This is a genomic window from Vibrio sp. 970 (genome assembly GCF_033339075.1).
In genome coordinates this window covers 1-532 of record NZ_JAWOTW010000747.1, presented here as the reverse complement: position 1 = coordinate 532, position 532 = coordinate 1, and the positions used below count along the sequence as shown (strand labels likewise).

The 532-nt window shown below is 46.1% G+C and carries 1 pseudogene; it reads right to left on the bottom strand.

The annotated features are described in order from the left end of the window. Positions 1–532: pseudogene (locus R7Q11_RS28980) on the bottom strand (LacI family DNA-binding transcriptional regulator); the annotation flags it as partial.

Genomic DNA, 532 nt, shown 5'->3' with positions numbered 1-532 from the left:
GATAACCTTGCTGGCGGAACTGGCACAATACCGCTGTGTCTGGCCCTGAAATTTGTGCTATGCGTTTATGGCCAAGTTGAGTTAGGTAATTGACCGCTTCAAAAGCAGACGTTAGGTTGTCAATGTGCACGGTTGGTAATTCTAGCTCTGGCGCAAACTCACAAGCCATGACCATTGGTGGCAGGTTTTTCTGTTCTGGCTTGCTGACATCAAATGGCAGGTCGGTGCCAAGCAGTAACATGCCATCGGCTTGTTTGGTGAACACTAGATTCACAAACGAGCTTTCACGCTTTTTCTGCTGGCCGCTGTCACCGAGCAGTACGAGGTAGCCATGTTCCATAGCTGCGTCTTCGATACCACGAATGATTTCAGAAAAGTAAGGATCACAGATGTCAGGAACGATGGTAACAATCGTTTTTGATTCGTTTCTACGTAGATTACGCGCTAATGAATTTGGAGAATAGCCCGCTTCAAGGACGGCATCTTCGACTCTTTTTCTTGTTGAAGAAGAGACTTTTTCTGGATTCATTAA